This window comes from Intestinibacter sp. (genome assembly GCF_051866655.1).
Classification (GTDB): domain Bacteria; phylum Bacillota; class Clostridia; order Peptostreptococcales; family Peptostreptococcaceae; genus Intestinibacter.
Genome location: NZ_JBJDXL010000488.1, coordinates 1 through 2,457 on the forward strand (window position 1 = coordinate 1; position 2,457 = coordinate 2,457).

The 2,457-nt window shown below is 30.6% G+C and carries 3 protein-coding genes; 2 read left to right on the top strand and 1 reads right to left on the bottom strand.

Features of this window, described 5'->3' with window-relative positions; all coding sequences use genetic code 11:
- Positions 1-5: 5 nt before the first annotated feature.
- Positions 6-515: an RNA polymerase sigma factor gene (locus ACI3VO_RS14755; RefSeq protein WP_439758647.1), complete on the bottom strand. Its 510-nt coding sequence runs from the start codon at positions 513-515 to the stop codon at positions 6-8.
- 239 nt (positions 516-754) lie between these two features.
- Between ACI3VO_RS14755 and ACI3VO_RS14760 the strand changes: the two genes are divergently transcribed.
- Both ACI3VO_RS14760 and ACI3VO_RS14765 read left to right on the top strand, forming a co-directional pair.
- A complete protein-coding gene (locus ACI3VO_RS14760) occupies positions 755-1,417 on the top strand; it encodes a DUF3786 domain-containing protein (protein WP_439758648.1) in 663 nt (220 codons plus the stop codon).
- 95 nt (positions 1,418-1,512) lie between these two features.
- The coding region (locus ACI3VO_RS14765; protein WP_439758649.1) for an asparaginase at positions 1,513-2,457 on the top strand (945 nt) is incomplete at its 3' end.

Consider the following 2,457-nt stretch of genomic DNA (forward strand, 5'->3'; position numbering starts at 1 on the left):
CTTTTCTAAGTTTCATGTTTCATAATCTCCTTTTTCAATTTTAATTTTATATTATTCAATTTTTTAGATGTATTTTTTTCTTTAAGCTTAAATATCTTAGCTATCTCTTTATTCTTGTAACCATATACTTGTTTTAATAAAATCATCTTCTTTTCATCTTCTTCTAGACAATCTAAAATACCCTCTAAATATATCTTTAAAAATACTTCCTCCTCTAAAGATTTATTCTTTATTGCGATGTCTCCATGCTCCAATGATCTTTTTAATTTATCAATTTTATTTTCTTCCTTTTTATTTATCTTATATATATCTCTTGCCACATTTTTAACTATAGAGTTTATGTATGATTTCATATTATTTGAGTCTATTTCCTCTATTTTGTCAATATTTTCGGCAATTTTTAAATATGTGATTTGTACTACATCCTCTACTAATTTCTCATCATCAAACAAGCTCTTTGCAATCTTAGCTATGTAATTTGTATATTGTCTGCACAAACGCTCTACTCGATTCATCACAACTCCTTCCTCAATTTAATAAATATTTATTTTTAAGATATATTTACAAACTCCCCCTATATATAAAGACTTTTGTTTTCAAAAAAAATCGCCTTAATTTTTATATTTTTTTAATTAATACTCGAATTTTAGCAATCTCAAACATGTATCATCTTAATTTAAATAAAAATGTTATAATAATACTAAATAAAAAATTTATCTATAATAATTTAATTATCTGAAATGGTGGTGAAAATATGAAAAATAACATGAAACCTTCTGCTATAGAAGAAAATCGTCAATTTTCAGAAATGCTAAAATCTGCAATAGAAAAGCTACACAAATATACTCCAGAAGACATAGTAAAAAGAACAAATATAGAGTTTGACGAGGAAAAATCAGAATTTCATTTTACGAGTTTAGGCAAAGAAATACATATAACTTATCCAGATTTCGACCTAACTCCAGAACTAGATATGTGGTACCATCTTACTATTCTTCAATATATGGATACAGCAGATGGCACACCTCTTGGTAATAATCTGATTTCTTTATCTGATTTCAGAGATGGCGGTGTTGTTCGCGGTACAAGCTTTGATCGTAAATGTGAGTTTATTATCAGACAACATATAGGAAACAAATCAGAAGATCAGGTTAGAAAAGGCTGCGAGTTACTAGGTGGAAAAATCATAAAATCAAAGGCAGATTTATGTGTAGAATTTTCAATCTTGCCTAACTTCCCGGTTACTGTAAATATATGGTTTGCAGATGATGAATTAGATGGCTCAGGTAAAATACTTTTAAATAGTAGTGCTGAACACTACCTAAGCATAGAGGCAGCTGGAGGAATTTCAACATTAGTTTTACAAGAGTTGATTAATACTTTTTCCGATAAAAATATATCGCTTAATATTTATTAAAACGTAATCCAAATTTATCCAAAATTTAAAGATGTACATAATTACCCACATATTATAAAATATTAATATATATTATAATCTTTCGGAGGTACGTTATGGAAAATAAAAAGAAGGTAGCTGTTGTTTTCACAGGCGGTACTATATCAATGACTATAGATCCTGATCTAGGCGCTGCTATACCTAGTTTATCTGGAGAGGAAATCCTATCTCTAGCTACTAATATAAATAAAGTTGCAACAATTGAAGGCCATAATTTCGATGAAATACCTAGCCCTCATATGACTTTTGAAAAATTAATGGAGCTAAAACAATATATAAACAAACTTCTATCTAGAGATGATGTATGCGGTGTTGTTGTAACTCATGGAACAGATAGCTTAGAAGAAACTGCTTATTTCTTAGACTTAGTCATAAATAACGAAAAACCTGTAGTCGTTACTGGTGCTATGAGAAGTAGCTCTGAATTAGGATACGATGGATCTAGTAACCTATCTGCTGCAGTATGTACTGCTATATCAGATTCTGCTAGAGGCAAAGGCGTGCTTGTAGCTATGAACAACGAAGTATTAATGGCTTCTGAGGTTACTAAAATAGATACTCTTGCTTTAAACACATTCCAAGCTCCATCACATGGTTCTCTAGGTATAATAGACTGCAACCAATTAGTATTATTAAAAGATGCTTCTAAAAAGACTTTTATAGATACTGATAAATACGAACCAAAGGTAGCTCTTATCAAAACTGGACTTGATATGGGAGATGATTTAATCAAATTCGCTACCGATGCTGGATATAGAGGAATAGTAATCGAAGGTATGGGTAGAGGAAATATACCTCCTCAGGCATTTGAAGGAATAAAATACGCAAGAGAAAAAGGAGTACAAGTTGTATTAGTTTCTAGATGCTTAACTGGTAGAGTTTATGATTCATACGGATACCTTGGCTCTGGACGTGACTTAAAAAATATAGGATGTATATTCGGTGGGGACTTACCTGGCCAAAAAGCTAGAATTAAGCTTATGCTAGCTCTAGGTAAAACT

Coding starts and splice junctions, on each gene's coding strand:
- ACI3VO_RS14760 (WP_439758648.1), top strand. CDS start 755: ATGAAAAATAACATGAAACCTTCTGCTATAGAAGAAAATCGTCAATTT.
- ACI3VO_RS14755 (WP_439758647.1), bottom strand. CDS start 515: ATGAATCGAGTAGAGCGTTTGTGCAGACAATATACAAATTACATAGCT.